The sequence below is a fragment of the Methylobacterium sp. JK268 genome (genome assembly GCF_054052225.1).
Window position 1 is genome coordinate 114941 of the sequence record NZ_JBSVZN010000028.1, and the last position, 16226, is coordinate 131166.

Here is a 16226-nt window from a genome sequence, read left to right on the forward strand (position 1 = left end):
CAGGCATGCGGACGACGTGGCGCGGTCGAACTCGGCTGGGCGCCGCGTCCTTGCGAGTTCCGTCGCGATCGGGAGGACGTGATGATGCTTCGCAAATGCGTCGCCGAGGGTGTCGGCACGTTCTGGCTCACCTTCGGCGGGTGCGGAAGCGCGGTCCTCGCCGCCGCCTTCCCGCAGGTCGGCATCGGGCTCCTCGGCGTATCCTTCGCCTTCGGTCTCACGGTGCTCACCATGGCCTACGCCATCGGCCACGTCTCGGGCTGCCACCTGAACCCGGCGGTGACGGTCGGGCTCTGGGCGGGCGGACGGTTCCCGTCGCGGGACATCGGGCCCTATGTGGGCGCCCAGGTGGCGGGCGCGGTGGTGGCGGCCTGCCTGCTCTTCGTGATCGCGAGCGGGGCGCCGGGCTTCGACGCCGCCAAGGGCTTCGCGGCCAACGGTTACGGCGCCCATTCGCCCGGGGGCTACGGCCTGCCGTCGGCGCTCCTCGCCGAGGTGGTGCTCACGATGATGTTCCTGTTCATCATCATGGGCGCCACCCACGGGAAGGCGCCGGCGGGATTCGCGCCGATCGCCATCGGGCTCGGCCTGACGCTGATCCACCTCGTCGGCATCCCGATCACCAACCTGTCGGTGAATCCCGCCCGCAGCACCGGGCCGGCCCTGTTCGCCGGCGCCTGGGCGGTCGGCCAGCTCTGGCTGTTCTGGGTCGCGCCGCTCGCGGGCGGAGCGCTCGGCGGCGTGCTCTACCGCTGGCTCAGCGAGGAGCCCTCGGCGGCCGTCACCGGCGTCGCCACCAAGGCGACGGCGACCTGAGGCTCAGTGCACCTCACACACCTCCCGCCGCGCTGGAAGCGCCACGGCGAGCCACGGCGGTGATCGGGAGTATCGTGAGAGACGCTCAGGCGAGGCGCCAGTCGATCGGCGCGAGGTCGCGCGCGGCGAGCCAGGCATTGGTGCGGCTGAAGGGATGGCTGCCGCGGTAATCCCCCCGCCGGTTGAGGGGCGAGGGATGGCCGGCCTCCAGGACGAGGTGCCGCTCGCCGTCGATCAGGGCGGCGCGGCGCCGGGCCGGCGCCCCCCACAGGAGGAAGGCCACGGCGGGCTGCTCCCGCGACACGGCCTCCACCGCCTGGTCGGTGAGCGACGCCCAGCCGAACGCGAGGTGCGCGCCCGCCTTGCCGGCCTCGACGGTCAGCGCCGTGTTGAGGAGGAGCACGCCCTGGCGCGCCCAGGCCGAGAGGTCGCCCGCCTTCGGCATCGGGCTGCCGGTATCCTCCGCCATCTCGGCGAGGATCACCCGCAGCGAGGCGGGGAGCCGGCGCGCGCCGCGATACGAGAAGGCGAGGCCGTGGGCATCGCCGGGCGTGGGGTAGGGGTCCTGGCCGAGGATCACCGCCCGCACGGCCGGGAGCGGCGTCAGGGCGAGGGCGGCGAAGACCGCTTCGGGCGGCGGCAGCACCGTGGCCCCGGCCTCGCGCCGGGCATCCACCGCGGCAGCGACCTGCTCGGCGCTGCCGTCCTGGAAGAAGGGCAGGGCGAGCCACGGCGATCCGCTTGCGCGGAAGCGGGCGAGGGCGCCCGCGACGGAATCCGGGTCCGGCATCAGCAGCTTCCGGGAGAGGGAGGGCCGGGTCGTCGCGGGGCATTCGGCACGGACGGGGCACCTCCTTGAGATCCGGGTGCGGCGCGTCAGCGGGTCCGGATGCGGCCGGTCGCGATCGATAGCGGCGCTGATTGGCGGATGTAGGTCACCACCGCCTCGGAGAGGAGGGTGCCGTCGGTCCCGCCGATCAGCGTCCGGCCCTCCGCCAGCATCCCGTAGCCGTTGCCGCCCCCGAGCATGAAGTTGTTGGAGGCCACCGTGTAGCGCCCCGTAGGATCGAGCGGCGCGCCCGCGACCCGGATCTCCGTCACCCGCTCCCCGACCGGGGCCTCGGGCGCCACCGTCACGGTCATGCCGGAGATATGGGCGAAGCGCCCGGAGGGATGGCCGAACTCGGCGTAGCCGTTCTCCAGGGCGGCACGGACCTGCCCGCCGGTGATCTCCACAAGTACGGTGGTGTTGCCGAAGGGGAGTTCCGTGAGGACGTCCCGTGCGGTGAGCACGGTGCCGGGCGGGTACAGCCGGTTGCCGCGGATGCCGCCGCCATTGGTGATGGCGAGCGCCGCCCCGGTCGCCGCGCGCAGCGCGTCCGCCACGAGGTCGCCGAACGCCGTCTCCGCGGCGCGCACGGCCGCGACCCGCGTGTCGAGGGAAACATCGGTGCGCCCGAGCGGCCGGTCGAGATCGGCCGAGAGCTGCCGCTGCAGCCCGTCGACCACCGCCTGGACCTCGGGATCGGGCTCCACGTCGATCGAATCGGTCACCCGGAAGCGTGGGACCCAGGCGAGGCGGCCCTCGCGGCGGCCCGCGACCCGGATGTCGATCGCCGTGACGACGTTCGCCTCCTCGCCCGATTCCGCGAAGACGGTCCGGCCGTCGTAATGCAGGGCGAGGTCGTGGTCGTGGCCCGACAGGACCGCGTCGGCGAGGCGGCTGGCGACGAGCGCCTCGTCGGTCGGCCGGTCCGTGTGGGTCACCGCGAGCACGAAGTCCGCCCCCGCCGCCCGCAGCGCGCCCGCTCCGGCGCGCAGGGTCTCGAGCGCCGGACCGAAGCGCCAGTCGCCGGATTGCGACTTCGCGGGCGTCTCCGGCAGCGCGATCCCGACCACGCCGACCGCGATCCCGCCGAGGGTCAGGAGCGCGGTATCGCGCAGGCCCGGGACGGGTGATCCGTCCGCCTGGCGCAGGTTCGCGGCGAGAACTGGAAAAGTCGCCTCCGCCAACCGCTCGCGGAACACCGCCTGGCCGAAGTCGAACTCGTGGTTGCCCGGCACGAACACGTCCGGCCGGACCCGGTTGGTGAGGTCGACGATGTGCCGGCCCTTGTCGAAGCCCGACATCAGGGAGGGCGAGAAGGTGTCGCCCGCGTGGCAGACCAGCACCGGGCCTCCCCGCGCCCGCTCCGCCTTGACGATCGCCGCGAGCTTCGCGAAGCCGCCGCGCCCCTCCACGGCCTGCATCCGGTAGATGTCGTTCACCAGGACGAGGGTGAAGGCGACGTCGGGCCCCCGCGCCTGGGCCGGGTCGGCCGCGAGGGCCGCCGTCAGGGCGGCGCCGAGGCCGATCGTCTCGCGGCGTGTGGGATGGGTCATGGGCGACCTCGCGGCGGGCTCGAAGCGGGACATCCTGTCTGGCGGCGAATCTTGACCGGCGAGCGACAGCGGCGCCGTCAGGGCCGGTCGGAGAGGCCGACGAAGCGGCGGTCGGTGTCGAAGAGCCGCGCCGTGCCCCGGGCGATGCGCATGAAGCGCGCGCCCTGCGGGGTCAGGCGGTAGCGGTCGCCGTCGCGCACGAGGTTGCCGGAGGCGACCTGCTCGTCGAGACGGCGCGGGATCTGGCGCCACTCCTCCAGGTAGGTCCGCCGGAAGGCGTCCTCGACCGCGGGCGCGTCGAGGCCCTCGGGCGCGGCCGCGAACCGCCCGAGCATGAACACCGAGACGGAGCGGTCGACGGTGACCGGACCGACCACGAAGGCGGCGAGCAGCAGCGCCGCCGCGGTGACGCTCGCCCCGAATGCGTCCCGCATCGCGAGCGGCAGGCCGAGCCGGCGGCGCCGCGTCACGGCGGCCATGGCGGCCCAGAGCAGCGCGAAGGTGAGGGCGAGGCCGGCGAGCCCGCGGTAGAACAGGATCGGGACGGCGCCGAACACGCCCGCGCGGGTGACGGTGAGGAACAGGGCCGTCCCGAGCAGGAGCGCCAGGGTGTAGGTGAGGGCGGCCGCGAGGAGGCCGGCGAGGAGGGAGCGGCTCACGGAATCTGAGCCTCCGGCGAGACCGCGAAGGCCCGCACGCCGGGCTCCGCGTGGATCGGGATCGCCCGCTGCGGCCAGGCACCGGGCGCCGCGAAGACCGGGTCGCGGGCCGTCACCACCAGCACGCCGATCCCCGCCTCGGCCGCGCGGGCCATCGCCTCGGCGCGGCTGAGCCCGGGATCGGAGAAGATCGGCGAGAGCCGCGCGACCCGCGCCGCCACCGCGGCGGACGGGGCACCGAACAGGATGCCGTTGTAGGGGTCCGACACCGCCGTGCGGAAGCGACCGTAGAGGCCGTACCCGTAGGCGCGGTTTCGGGGCGGGTCGGGGCGCTCCTGCACGACCGTTCCGGCCGGCAGGGTGCGGTCGAGCCAGGCCCAGGCCGCCCGCTCCTGCGGGACGAGCGCGGCCTCCGCGGGCGTGGTGTTCCGGTTCCAGCGATACTGCGTCATGCCGTAGGCCTCGCCGACGAAGCCGATCGCCATGCAGGCGAGGAAGCCGATGCCCGCCCGGCGCGATCCGTCGAAAGTCGGGACGGGGCGCAGCACGAACCCGGACCGCAGGGCCGCCAGGGTCCAGAGCAGCATCGCGAGCTGCGCGAACAGCATGACGCGCCAGCCGAGATCGTTGAACAGCACGCTCGATCGCAGGAAGGAGCCGATCAGAAAGGAGGAGAGGGCGGCGAGCACCAGAAGCTGGGCGAGTTCGCTGCCGGGCTCCTCCCGGCGCGTGCGCCAGTACATCGCCGCCCCGATCGCGAAGGCGCCGAATTCCAGCCCGTAGCTCAGCGGGAGGGCGAGGAGGTTGGTGAGGGACTGGATCAGGCTGTCCGGGGGAAGGATCGTGTCGGCGATGACGAACCGCCGGACCCCGAGGGTGAGGGGCGGGTCGGCGCCGAGCACCCGGCCGCGCACGATCGTGGCGAGCCAGGAGCCGGCGAGCGCCAGGGCGACGAGGCCGGCCGCGAGGACGCGCGCGAGGCTCCACCAATGCCGCCGCCAGGCGAGGCGACCGAGCCACAGGGCCAGGGTCAGACCGGCCCCCATGGCGAGGTAGATCGACAGTCCCGCGAGCGAGGCGAGGGCGAGCCCCGCGAGGCCGACCCGGCGGAGGCTGCGCGCGGGATCGGCGGGTGCCTCGTCCTCGGCCGCGAGCGCCATCAGCGCCACCAGGGCCGCGACGAGGCCGGCCACGTGGTGCGGCACCCAGAGCGCACTGGTCAGCCAGGCGGCGACCTGCTCGTTCCACTGCTCGAAATCCTCGAGCCAGTTCTGACCGCCGGACAGGATCCCGATGGCGCCGACCCCGAGGATGTCGAGGCCGGTCGTGAGCAGGAGCACGACGAGCCAGGTTTCGACGCTCCACGCGCCCGGCCGCGGCCGGTCGATCCGGGCCTGGCGATAGACCGTGCGGGCCAGCGCGAACAGGATCGGGCCGGTCCAGGCGGCGAGCCCGAAGGCCGCGTGCCGGCCCTCGACCGTTCCGAGGCCGAGCCGCTCGGTCACGGCGGGGAGCGTGTAGTAGAAATAGTAGTAGATCGCCGGTCGGTCGGTGGTGAGGAAGGTCGGGTCGTAGGGCGGCGTGCCGGCATCGGCGATCGCCCGGGTGGCGGTCGCGTGCTTCACGTAATCGGCCATCAGCACGCTGCGCACGGCGCCGCCCGCGACCGGCCAGTCCAGCATCATCCCGATCGAGAAGACGCCGTAGAGGGCGATGGCGGCGACGACGACCGCGAGGCACCGGGCCGGAACCGCCTCCGGCGCGCGACGCGCCAGCAGCGCGGCGCCCGGGATCGCCAGGGCGACGGCGACGGCGACCGTGGGCCAGGGGCCGAATCGCCCGGCGAGATCGAGGAGGACCGGCAGGCAGGCGAGGGTGCAGAGGACGGACAGGGCCATCCGGTCGAGGCGGGTGCGCGCCTCCCGCCAGCCCGGCATGGCGAGGCCCTGCGCGAACACGGCCCCCGGGCAGAGCAGCAGCGGCAGGCCGATCGCTGCGGCGAGGAGCGTTCCGGGACCATCGTAGGGAAGGGCGAGCACCGGCCGGTAGACCCTGGGAGCGGATGTCCCCTCTGTCTTGAGCGGCAGGTCCTAAGAATCCGCCACGGTGCGGCCGGATCCGCCCCCTGCTGCGTCACGACGCGTTGGTTCGCCGCGGGGGCGCGCTATGTAGGGCGCCGTGCGGAACGCCCGCGGGGATGGGTCCGCGGCGAAACTCTCTGGACGGTCGATGAACGAGGTGACGAAGGCCGCTGTCCTGGAACGCGGCGCCACGCCTGTCCCCCCCGCCGCGTCCGGGCCGCTGCCGGAGGCGCATCCCCGGGTCGCCTGGGGCCGGGTCGGCGTGCTCCTGATGAATCTCGGCACGCCCGAGGGCACCAGCTACTGGCCGATGCGCCGCTACCTGAAGGAGTTCCTGTCGGACCGGCGCGTGATCGAGGTGCCGCGGGCGATCTGGTGGCCGCTCCTCAACCTGGTGATCCTGACCAAGCGCCCGGGACCGAAGGGGCGCGACTACGCCTCCGTCTGGAACACGGACCTCGACGAGGGACCGCTCAAGACCATCACCCGCGGCCAGGCCCAGAAGCTCCAGGCCGCCATGGGCGGAAGCGTCGTGGTCGATTGGGCGATGCGCTACGGCAAGCCGGAGGTCGACGGCCGCATCCAGGCGCTGCTCGACCAGGGCTGCGACCGCATCCTGCTGGTGCCGCTCTACCCGCAATACGCTGCCGCCACCTCGGCCACCGCCTGCGACCAAGCCTTCCGGGCGCTGATGAAGATGCGCTGGCAGCCGAGCGTGCGCGTCTCGCCGCCCTACCACGACGATCCGGTCTACATCGAGGCCGTGGCGAACGCGATCCGGACCGACCTCGCCAAACTCGACTTCGAGCCGGAGGTGATCCTGACCTCCTTCCACGGCGTCCCGAAATCCTACCTGCTCAAGGGCGACCCGTATCACTGCCAGTGCGTGAAGACCGGCCGGCTCATCCGCGAGGCGCTGGGCTACGGGCCGGACCGCATGCGGGTGACCTTCCAGTCGCGCTTCGGCAACGAGGAGTGGCTGAAGCCCTACACGGACGAGACCGTAAAGGAGCTCGCCGCCTCCGGCGTGAAGCGCCTCGCGATCGTGGCGCCCGGCTTCACGGCCGATTGCCTGGAGACGCTGGAGGAGCTCGATGGCGAGAACCGGCACTATTTCGAGGAGGCCGGCGGCACGCACTTCGCCTACCTGCCCTGCCTCAACGACGGGCAGGACGGGATGAGGGTGATCGAGCACGTGGTGCGGCGCGAACTGCGCGGCTGGGTCGAGTGATGGCGGGGGACGAGGATCCGCGCTGGGCTTCGGTCGACCGCGCGCTGGCGGACTGGCTGATCCCGCCGGACGCGGCCCTGGCGGACGCGCTCGCCGCGAGCGAGGCGGCCGGGCTGCCCCCCATCGCGGTCGCCCCTAACCAGGGCAAGCTCCTGATGCTGCTCGCCCAGATGATGGGCGCGCGGCGGATCCTGGAGATCGGCACCCTCGGCGGCTACTCCACGCTTTGGCTCGCCCGCGGTCTCGCGGAGGGCGGGCAGGTGGTGACGATCGAGGCCGAGCCCCGTCACGCGGCGGTGGCCCGTGCGACCTTCGCGCGGGCCGGCCTCTCGGACCGGATCGTGCTGGAGGAGGGGCGGGGGGTCGAGGTTCTGCCCCGCCTCGTCGGGTCCGCGCCCTTCGACCTCGTGTTCGTCGATGCGGACAAGCCGTCGAACCCCGCCTACCTGGACTTCGCGCTGCGGTTGACGCGCCCCGGGAGCGTGATCGTCCTCGACAACATCGTGCGGCGCGGAGCGGTGGTGGACCCGGACGGGGACGCCAACGTGCAGGGGGTGCGCCGCACCCTGGCGATGATCGCCGCCGATGCCCGGCTCGACGGGACGGCCCTGCAGACGGTGGGCGAGAAGGGCTGGGACGGATTCGCGCTGGTGCGGGTGCGTGGGTGAGGAGGGTCGCGGCGGCGCGCGGACCGGACGGATCCCGCGCGCCGTGACGACCCGACCGCTCTGCCCCGGCTCCCTCGACCGGGCGAGGGACGGCGCCCGCGGCGGGGGCCCCCGGCCGTGACGCACCGCCGGCCCTCCGCGCTGCTGACCCCGCTCACCGAGGCTCGGGCCCTCCTCCTGGCCGGCGTGGCTCCGGTCGCGCCCGAGACTTGTGCGGTCGCGGACGCGGTCGGGAGCGTGGCCGCCGCCGAGGTCGCGGCGCGCGCTCCGGTTCCGGCCCGGCGGATCGCCCTGCGCGACGGTTTCGCGGTCGAGGCCGCCGCGATCGTCGGCGCCTCGGCGCAGGGTCCCGTAAAGCTGCGGCCGGATCCGGCCTGGCTGGAGGCGGGCGATCCCGTCCCCGACGGGGCCGACGCGGTCCTGCCCGCGGAGGCGGTCGCCGCGGGCGAGGCGGTGGCCGACGTGCCACCGGGCGACGGCACGCGGCCGGCCGGGGGAGACATCCCGGTCGGACACCCGATCCTGCGGGCGGGGATGCGCGTCACGCCGCTCGGCGCGCTCGCCCTCGCGGCCGCCGGCCTCGCCACGGTGGCGGTGCGCCGCCCCCGGATCGCGCTCCTCGCGACGGGGACCGAGGCGCCGGACCGGCTCACGGCGCTCCTCGCCGCGCTGCTGGCCCGCGAGGGCGCCCGGGTGGCCGCCGCGCCGCGCCTGCCCGACGACCCGGATGCGATCGCGGCCGCGCTCGCGACCGTCTCCGCCGACGCGGTCTGTCTCATCGGCGGCAGCGGCTTCGGGCGGCGCGACGGCAGTGCCGAGGGGCTCGCGCGGGCCGGAGGGGTCGGCGCGCACGGCCTCGCGCTGCGGCCCGGCGACACGGCCGGGTTCGGCACCGCGTCCGGCCGGCCCGTCCTTCTCCTGCCTGGCCGTCCCGAGGCGGCGCTGTCCGCCCATCTCGCCCTCGGGCGTCCGCTCCTCGCGGCGCTGGCCGGTGCGGATCCGGTCGCGCCCGCAACCGGCCTCCTGCGGCGCAAGATCGTGTCCTGCGTCGGGCTTACCGAGATCGTCTTCGTGCGGCGCGCCGCCGAGGGTGTCGAACCGCTCGGCGGGGCCGATATCCCCCTGCACCGTCTCGCGCTGGCGGACGGCGCCGTGCTGGTGCCGCCCGAGCACGAGGGCTATGCCAGCGGGACGCCAGTCGAGATCCTGCCCCTGTGAGCGACGCGTTACCGGCCGATGACTTCACCGCCCGCCTCGCGCGGGCGGCCCGCCAGGAGCAGTTCCTGACCGTGGTCCCGCGTGAGGAGGCGCTGGCGCGGTTTCGCGCCGCCGTCACGCACGCGCCCCTCGAGGCGGAACCGGTGCCGCTCGGCGCCGCCCTCGGGCGGGTGCTCGCGGCCGACATCGCCTCGCCGATCGACGTGCCGCCCTTCGACCGCGCGCTGGTCGACGGTTTCGCGGTCCGGGCCGCCGATATCGCGGGGGCGACCGAGGCGGAGCCCCGCGGCCTGCGGCTCAACCGCGAGATCCTGGCCTGCGGGATCGCGCCGCGCCTCGCCGTCGCGGCCGGCACCGCGACCGCGATCGCCACGGGCGGCGTCCTGCCCCGCGGGGCGGACGCGGTGGTGATGGTCGAGGCCACCGACACGGTCGAGGCCGACACCCTCGCGGTCGCCGTGTCCCGGCCGGCCGCGCCGGGCCAGTTCATCGGCTTCGCGGGCGCCGACATGGCCCGCGGCGAGACGGTGCTCAGGCGCGGGACCCTGGTCACCGCCCGCGAGATCGGCATGCTCGCCGCCTGCGGCCTCGCGAGCGTGTCCGCGGTCCGGCGCCCGCGCGTCGGGGTGATCTCCACCGGCGACGAGCTCGTCGCGCCGGGCGAGCCCCTTCCGGAGGGCGGGATCTACGATTCGAACGGCGCCATCCTGGCCGCGGCGATCGTCGAGAACGGCGGCGAGGCGCTGCCCCGCGGCATCGTCCGCGACGACGAGGCGGCGCTGGAGGACGCCCTGCGCGGCGCCCTCGCGGAGGCCGACCTGGTGGTGCTCTCCGGCGGCACCTCGAAGGGCGCCGGCGACGTGTCCCATCGCATCCTGTCGCGGCTCGGCCCGCCCGGCATCCTCGTCCACGGCGTCGCGCTGAAGCCCGGTAAGCCCCTCTGCCTCGCGGCCGTCGGCACCAAGGCGGTGATCGTGCTGCCCGGCTTTCCGACCTCGGCGATGTTCACCTTCCACGACGCCGTCGTGCCGCTGATCCGGGCCATGGCGGGCCTGCCGCCGCGGGAGGAGAGCCGCGTCGAGGCGGTGCTGCCCCAGCGCCTCGCTTCGGAACTCGGCCGCACCGAGTTCGTGATGGTGTCGCTCGCCCGAACCCGCGACGGGCTCGCGGCGCTCCCGCTCGGCAAGGGCTCGGGCACGGTCACGGCCTTCTCGCAGGCGGACGGATTCCTGGCGGTGCCCGCGGCCCGCGCGGGACTCGACGCGGGGGAGCGCGTCGCCGTCACGCGGCTCGGGGCGGGCCTGCGCCCGCCCGACCTCACGCTGGTCGGCAGCCACTGCCCGGGCCTCGACCGCCTCGTCGGCCGGCTCGCCGAGCGCGGGGTACGGACCCGGACCATCTGGGTCGGCTCGGCGGGGGGCTTGGCGGCGCTCGGGCGCGGGGAATGCGACCTCGCGAGCCTGCATCTCCTCGATCCGCAGACGGGCCGCTACAATGCGCCCTTCCTGACATCCGGTCTCGTGCTCGCCCCGGGCTGGCGGCGCCTGCAGGGGCTCGTCTTCCGGCCGGGGGATGCGCGCGGCGCGGGACCGGACGCGGCCGGGGCGGTGCGGCACTTCCTCGCCGACACGGACGCGGTGATGGTCAACCGCAACACCGGGGCGGGCACCCGGGCGCTGATCGACGGCCTCCTGGCCGGCGCGCGACCGCCCGGCTATTGGAACCAGCCCCGCTCGCACAACGCCGTCGCCGCGGCGGTGGCGCAAGGGCGGGCCGATTGGGGCGTGGCCATCGCCACGGTGGCGCGCGACTACGGCCTCGCCTTCCTGCCCCTCACCGAGGAGCATTACGACTTCGCCTACCAGGCCGACCGGCGGGACGAGCCGGCGCTCGCCGCCTTCCTGGCGCAGCTCTCGGCCCCGGAGACGAGGGCCGACCTGCACGATCTCGGCTTCGCACCCGCGGAGGGAGCGTGAGATGCGCGTGATCGGCCTCGCCGGATGGAGCGGCGCCGGCAAGACGACGCTGCTCACCCGCCTGATCCCGGTCCTGCGGGCGCGGTCGCTGCGCGTCGCGACGGTGAAGCATGCCCACCACGCCTTCGACGTCGACCATCCCGGGAAAGATTCCTACGTGCACCGCGCCGCGGGGGCGGGCGAGGTCATCGTGTCCTCGGCGCGACGCTGGGTGCAGATGCACGAGGTGGGGGAGGGGGCGGAGGCGACGCTGAGGGACCTGCTCGTCCGTCTCACGCCCTGCGACCTCGTCCTCGTCGAGGGTTTCAAGCGCGAGGCCCATCCCAAGCTCGAAATCTTCCGGGACGCCAACGGCCGGCCGCCGCTCCACCCGGAGGATCCCCGCATCGTCGCGGTGGCGAGCGACCGCCCCTTCCCGGAGGCGGGCGTGCCGGTCCTGCCCCTCGACGACGTGGAGGCGATCGCCGACGCGGTCCTGGCGGCGGCCGAGCCGCTCCCTGAGGTCCTGATGAGGCTCGCGGGCCATGGCACAGCTCAGTGACGATTGCTTCGCCGTCGGCGGCCCGCTGCTCACGGTCGATCAGGCCGCGGCGCTGATTGCCGAGCGTCTCCCGGTGATCGCCGAGGCCGAGACCGTGCCGGTCTGGGAGGCGGACGGCCGGGTCGCCGCCGCGACGCTCACCGCGCGCTGCGCCCTGCCGCCCTTCGCCAACTCCGCCGTGGACGGGTTCGCCGTCTGCTTCGCCGATCTCGCGCCCGGCGGCGAGACGGTGCTGCCGGTGCGCGGGCGTCTCGCGGCGGGACACGCCGCGGAGGGCGTCGGCGCCGCCGGCGCGGCGGTGCGGATCTTCACCGGCGCGCCGATGCCGCCCGATGCCGACACGGTGTTCATGCAGGAGGATGTTCGCGTCGAGGACGGCGCGGTGCGGTTGCCCGCGGGCCTCAAGCGCGGCGCCAATGCCCGGCCCGCCGGGGAGGACATCGCGGCGGGCGCGGTGGCGGTCCCGGAGGGGCGGCGGCTGACGCCGCCCGACCTCGCGCTCATCGCGGCGACCGGGCACGCGACGCTTCCGGTGCGGCGGCGATTGCGGGTCGCGCTGTTCTCGACCGGCGACGAGCTCGTGGAGCCCGGCGCGGTCCGGCGCCCGGGCACGATCCACGATTCGAACCGTGTTCTCCTGGCGGCCCTGCTGCGCCGGCTCGGGGCCGTGGTCTCGGACCTCGGCATCCTCCGCGACGAGCCGGCGAGCCTGTGCGACCGCCTGGCCGCGGCTGCGCGGGACCATGATCTCATTCTGACCTCCGGCGGCGTCTCGACCGGCGAGGAGGACCACGTGAAGGCGGCCGTCGAGGCGGGGGGCCGGCTGGACCTCTGGCGGCTGGCGATCAAGCCCGGGCGGCCGGTGGCGATGGGCCGCGTCGGCGACACCGCCTTCGTGGGTCTGCCGGGAAACCCGGTGGCGGCCTACGTGACGCTGCTCTTCGTGGTGCGCCCACTGCTCGCCCGGCTCTCCGGCGAGGCCTACCGCCCGGCGCCGGCGCAACCGGCCCGCGCCGCCTTCGGCTACCGCAAGAAGGCGGGGCGGCGGGAATACGTGCGCGTGTCGCTGCGCGCGGCCCCGGACGGCAGCGTCGAGGCGGTCAAGTTCCCGCGCGAGGGCGCGGGGCTGCTCACGTCGCTGTGCGGCAGCGACGGGCTCGCGGAGCTGCCGGAGGACGCGACGGGCGTGACGGAGGGCGACCGCATCGCCGTGTACCTGCATCCGCTGCTGTGGTGAGCCGGTCGGGTCGCCGCGCAGCGAGCCTTCGCATCGGGACAAGCGGCGTGGCGGTTCCCGTCGTCGAAAAGGCGGGGGAGGCTGACAGGTCTCATCGGCACTGCGCTGACAGTCCCGCGCCGCACCTCCAGCCGTGATTCGCATAAGGGATCTTATGGAACCTGGGGCCCAGGGCCGGTCGCTGGCTCGGACCTCGGCGATGCCGGTGTGTCCGCCCGGAGACAGGCGGCGATTGCCGGTCGGCGGGCCTGGCCGTTCGCAGCGCTGACAATTGACCGCGGCGCGGCCCCGGCGTCTCATCCGGCGAAAGCGCGGCAGCAAGCCGCCGGCGTGGAGGACCGCATGGGATCGATGGCGAGACGCGCGCGGCGCGCCGGATGGGCAGCCTTGTGCATCACGGGAGCGGCGCTGGCCGGGCCGCACGGCGCCCAAGCCCAATCCGCCCAAGTCCAATCCACCCAAGCCCAATCCGTGACGGGCCTGACGGTGTTCGGGGACAGCTACGCCGATACCGGCAACGTCGTGCGGCTCTCGGGCCGGCCGCTGCCGTTTCCGTACGTGAACGGCCGCTACTCGAACGGCGCCAATTTCGTCGACGGCGTCCAGGCCGCCTACGGGCTGCCGGACGCCGCGGTGGCGAACTACGCCATCGGAGGGGCCAAGACCGGGACCACCAACGTCTCGCCGCTCCTGCCGGGCTTCACGCAGGAGGTCGCGACCTTCCGGACCTCCGGGACCACGCTCGGCCCCGGGAACCTCGTCCTCATCAACATCGGCGGCAACGACGGCATCACGGCCGCGCTCGGCGGGTTGACCGCGGCCCAGGCCCCGCTCCTCGGCCAGGCCGCGACGGCCAACGCGGTGGCGAATGTCGGGCAGATCGTCGGCGCCGGGGCGCGCACGATCGCCTTCAACGCCTTCACGACGCTGAGCAACCTGCCGACGGTGGCGGCCTCCGGCAACGTCGCGGCGGCCGACCTGTTCGCGCGCAGCTACTTCCAAGGCCTCCAGGCCGGCCTCGCCCCCTTCGCCCAGTCCGGGACGCGGATCTTCCTTCTCGACACGGCCGCGATCTTCCAGCGGGTCGGGGCGAATCCGGCGGCCTTCGGCTTCGTCAACACCACCACGCCCTGCCTGCTGGTGCCGGCCTGCATCGGCGCGCCGAAGGCGGTGCAGAACACCTTCCTGTCCCTCGACGGCGTGCACCTGACCGAGGGGGGCTACCTCGTCCTGTCGCGCTACATCGTCAATGCGCTGGCCGCCCCGAACGGCGTCGCCGCCCAGGCGGCACTCGGGCAGATCGGCACGACGAGCTTCGCGACGACGCTGCTGCAGCGCCTCGACGCGCTGCGCCTCTTCGCGCCCGGCCCCCTCGACGCGACCGGCGCCATCGCCGGGGTGCCCGTGGCGGGCCCCGCAAGCCCGATCATCGTCTGGGGCCAGGGCAGCCAGGCGGGCGGCCATGTCGGCACTCGCGGCTTCGCCACGGGGTTCGACTACGACAGCCCCGGCGGGACGCTCGGGATCGAGGCGACGCCGGGTCCGGGCGTGAGGTTCGGCTTCGCGTTCAACTACACCAATCCGTCCGCGACCCTGCGCGGCGGCGCCGGGCGGATCGACGCCGACAGCTACCAGTTCGCCGCCTACGGCTCCTACACGGGCGCGAACCTGTTCGGGGACGCGGTGCTGGCCTACGGACGGCACGATTACGGGGTCGACCGGCCCGGAATCATCGACCGCATCACCGCCTCGCCCGGCGGCGACAGCGTCGTGGTGGCGGCGAAGGCCGGCTACCTGTTCGATGCCTGGAACGGCTGGCGGCTCGGCCCGATCGCCGGGCTCACCTACGCGAGCACGCGGGTCGACGCCTATACCGAGCAGGGCGACGCGGCGCTCACCCAGGCGGTCCGCGGGACGTCGCTCGATTCCCTGGTCGGTCGGGTCGGGGCGCAATGGCGCACGACGCCCCTCCCCGCCTTTGGCGGCACCGTCCTGGGCTTCGTGAACCTGACGGCCGAGCGCGAGTTCCTGGACGGGTCGCGGACCATCGTGACCTCGCTCACGACGACGCCGCTCCTGCCGATCCTGACGCCGCTCGGGCGGGCGAGCCGCGCCGTCTACGGGCAGGTCGAGGCCGGCCTGCGGGCCGACCTCACGGCCGCCGTGACCGCGACGCTGACCGGCGGGACGACCTTCGCCCGCACCGGCGGCGACGGCTACGCGGTGAGCGGCGGCCTCACGGTCCGGTTCTGAGCCGCGCGGCCTCGCCGAGGCCAGCGCTCAGCCGGCGGAGATCCTCGACCACCGCGCGCGAGCCCGCGCGGAGGGCTCCTCGCGTCAGCAGGTCGCCGTCGAACTCGGCGACGCCGCCCGCCTCCTCGACGAGGATCAGGCCCGCCTCGCAATCCCAGGCGCTGAGCCCGGGATCGAAGTAGCCCGCGAGGCGGCCCGCCGCCACGTAGGCGAGCATCAGGGCGCCCGACCCGTTGCGGAACAGGATGCCGCCCGCGCCGTAGAGGCGCTCGACGAAGGCGGCGGCCTCGCCCGCCGGGGTGCGCGACGTGGCGCCGTAGCCGATATTGGCCGAGGTGAGCGTCGTCTCGGGATCGATCGCGAGGCGGCGGCCGTTCAGCCAGGCCCCGGCCCCGCGCGCGGCCAGGTAGGTCTCCCGCATCACCGGCGCCGCGATCACGCCCGATTCACGACCGCCCGGCCCCCGCACGCCGATCGACACGCACCAGTTCGGCTGGCCGTTCAGGAACGGGCTGGTCCCGTCGATCGGATCCACCACCCAGGTGTAGCCCGACCGCCCCTCGCTCAACCCGGCCTCCTCGCCGAGGACCGCATCGTCCGGATAGCGCGCGGCGACGGACTCCCGGATCAGGATCTCCACCTCCCGGTCCGCCTGGGAGACGAGGTCCTGCGCGCTGGTCTTGCGCTCGATCACGAGCGTGTCGCGGGCCTCGAAGAAGCCCAGCGCGCGCTCGCCGGCGCGCCTCGCGATCTCCTGCGCGAGGAGGAAGCGGGAGGGATCGTGGTTCGGCTCGTGCACTGTCGGCATCTCCATGGTCGGGCGGCCCTCCATACACGAGGCCCGACCGCGATGGCGTGACGATCCCGGCCGCGACCGCCCTGCCCGCTTGAAGGACCGAATGTCGGCAAAATCGGAGCCGAAGCCGCGAGGCGGACGCCCGTGCGCGCGAAAAACACGCGCTACCGCAGCATGTTGCGCGTTTTTCATCGAAACGTCGTGGGGCGCTGTTGACAGGCCGGAAGGTGGCCCGTATATCACCACCCATCGGCGCCGGCCGTTGCAACTCAGCGGCCCGGGCGCTTCTGCTTCTTTCGGACAGACTGCGGGTCTGGCTCCGGGTGGGTTACCCGGGATCGCTCGGTTGTCCGTTGAACAGGCTCTTT

Annotated in this window: 13 protein-coding genes; 8 read left to right on the forward strand and 5 right to left on the reverse strand. The window is 74.2% G+C overall.

Annotated features, from left to right (window positions below; all coding sequences use genetic code 11):
- Positions 1-81 precede the first annotated feature (81 nt).
- On the forward strand, positions 82-816 hold the full coding sequence (gene aqpZ, locus ACW9J6_RS25480) for an aquaporin Z (protein ID WP_457117182.1): 735 nt from the start codon (positions 82-84) through the stop codon (positions 814-816).
- A gap of 85 nt (positions 817-901) precedes the next feature.
- Here the strand turns inward: aqpZ and ung are convergent, their stop codons facing one another.
- The 4 genes from ung to ACW9J6_RS25500 all read right to left on the reverse strand — a co-directional run bounded on the left by ung (position 902) and on the right by ACW9J6_RS25500 (position 5896).
- Entirely contained in the window at positions 902-1606 is a 705-nt protein-coding gene (gene ung, locus ACW9J6_RS25485) for a uracil-DNA glycosylase (protein WP_457117183.1), read from the reverse strand.
- Between the two features lie 86 nt (positions 1607-1692).
- Positions 1693-3198: a bifunctional metallophosphatase/5'-nucleotidase gene (locus tag ACW9J6_RS25490; RefSeq protein WP_457117184.1), complete on the reverse strand. Its 1506-nt coding sequence runs from the start codon at positions 3196-3198 to the stop codon at positions 1693-1695.
- Positions 3199-3275: 77 nt separating this feature from the next.
- Positions 3276-3857: a hypothetical protein gene (locus ACW9J6_RS25495; protein WP_457117185.1), complete on the reverse strand. Its 582-nt coding sequence runs from the start codon at positions 3855-3857 to the stop codon at positions 3276-3278.
- Positions 3854-5896: a hypothetical protein gene (locus ACW9J6_RS25500; RefSeq protein ID WP_457117186.1), complete on the reverse strand. Its 2043-nt coding sequence runs from the start codon at positions 5894-5896 to the stop codon at positions 3854-3856. The genes ACW9J6_RS25495 and ACW9J6_RS25500 overlap by 4 nt, the downstream gene beginning before the upstream one ends.
- 190 nt (positions 5897-6086) lie before the next feature.
- Between ACW9J6_RS25500 and hemH the strand changes: the two genes are divergently transcribed.
- The 7 genes from hemH to ACW9J6_RS25535 all read left to right on the forward strand — a co-directional run bounded on the left by hemH (position 6087) and on the right by ACW9J6_RS25535 (position 15062).
- Positions 6087-7169 (forward strand): ferrochelatase, encoded by a 1083-nt coding sequence (gene hemH, locus ACW9J6_RS25505; RefSeq protein WP_457117187.1) that lies wholly within the window; start codon positions 6087-6089, stop codon positions 7167-7169.
- Positions 7169-7837, forward strand: a complete 669-nt coding sequence (locus ACW9J6_RS25510) for an O-methyltransferase (RefSeq protein ID WP_457117188.1) — start codon at positions 7169-7171, stop codon at positions 7835-7837. The genes hemH and ACW9J6_RS25510 overlap by 1 nt, the downstream gene beginning before the upstream one ends.
- A gap of 117 nt (positions 7838-7954) precedes the next feature.
- The gene (locus ACW9J6_RS25515; RefSeq protein WP_457117189.1) at positions 7955-9055 is read left to right on the forward strand and encodes a molybdopterin-binding protein; all 1101 of its coding nucleotides are present in this window, start codon (positions 7955-7957) and stop codon (positions 9053-9055) included.
- Positions 9052-11031 carry a molybdopterin biosynthesis protein gene (locus ACW9J6_RS25520; protein ID WP_457117190.1) on the forward strand — a complete coding sequence of 660 codons (1980 nt, stop codon included), beginning with the start codon at positions 9052-9054 and terminating at the stop codon, positions 11029-11031. The genes ACW9J6_RS25515 and ACW9J6_RS25520 overlap by 4 nt, the downstream gene beginning before the upstream one ends.
- 1 nt (position 11032) lies before the next feature.
- Positions 11033-11572, forward strand: coding sequence for a molybdopterin-guanine dinucleotide biosynthesis protein B (gene mobB, locus ACW9J6_RS25525; RefSeq protein WP_457117191.1), 540 nt, complete (start codon positions 11033-11035; stop codon positions 11570-11572).
- Positions 11556-12809, forward strand: a complete 1254-nt coding sequence (locus ACW9J6_RS25530) for a molybdopterin molybdotransferase MoeA (protein ID WP_457117192.1) — start codon at positions 11556-11558, stop codon at positions 12807-12809. Before mobB ends, ACW9J6_RS25530 begins: the two co-directional genes overlap by 17 nt.
- A gap of 387 nt (positions 12810-13196) precedes the next feature.
- Positions 13197-15062 carry an autotransporter domain-containing protein gene (locus ACW9J6_RS25535; RefSeq protein WP_457117193.1) on the forward strand — a complete coding sequence of 622 codons (1866 nt, stop codon included), beginning with the start codon at positions 13197-13199 and terminating at the stop codon, positions 15060-15062.
- On the opposite strand, the gene ACW9J6_RS25540 is transcribed toward ACW9J6_RS25535, so the two are convergent.
- Positions 15046-15876, reverse strand: coding sequence for an inositol monophosphatase family protein (locus tag ACW9J6_RS25540; protein WP_457117194.1), 831 nt, complete (start codon positions 15874-15876; stop codon positions 15046-15048). The two genes, ACW9J6_RS25535 and ACW9J6_RS25540, sit on opposite strands and share 17 nt — an antisense overlap.
- Between the last annotated feature and the right edge of the window lie 350 nt (positions 15877-16226).